Below are 410 nucleotides of genomic sequence, written 5' to 3'. Positions count from 1 at the left end.
CAAACAAGAACAAAAAAAAATATCAAATTATCATGAAGAGTTGGATAATGAACAAAAACCAAATAAACCTTCAAGAACTAAACGCGAAACTGAAAAACCTAAATTCACCATTACTGAAACTCGTTTTGACCAAATCAAAACTTATGTATTTTCGGAAACCGACGATAAAACTTTATTACCCAATGATTTTTCTGAAATAGAAAAAACCGAAATTGAAAAAATAAAAAACAGTTGTAAATCATGGTTAGGTTTTTTAAAAGAAGAACAAAATATGATTAATGAATATCAAGAAAAATGTGATGATTATAATAAACAAATAAGCGAACTTGATCCTAAAAAAAATGAAAACGAAATCGAAGCATTAAATGGTATGTTATCAATAGATGAAGATTACAAAAAAACATAGAAGA

At 25.9% G+C, this 410-nt stretch carries 1 protein-coding gene; it reads left to right on the top strand.

Features of this window, described 5'->3' with window-relative positions:
• Positions 1 to 406, top strand: a 406-nt coding sequence (locus tag RI68_RS02995; protein ID WP_017193752.1) for a hypothetical protein, incomplete at its 5' end; no start/stop codon positions are given.
• Between the last annotated feature and the right edge of the window lie 4 nt (positions 407 to 410).

The organism is Vaccinium witches'-broom phytoplasma str. VAC, from assembly GCF_000309405.1.
Classification (GTDB): Bacteria; Bacillota_I; Bacilli_A; order Acholeplasmatales; family Acholeplasmataceae; genus Phytoplasma.
Note: the sequence above shows the minus strand (reverse complement) of the source record. Positions and strands in the feature narration are given on the sequence as shown.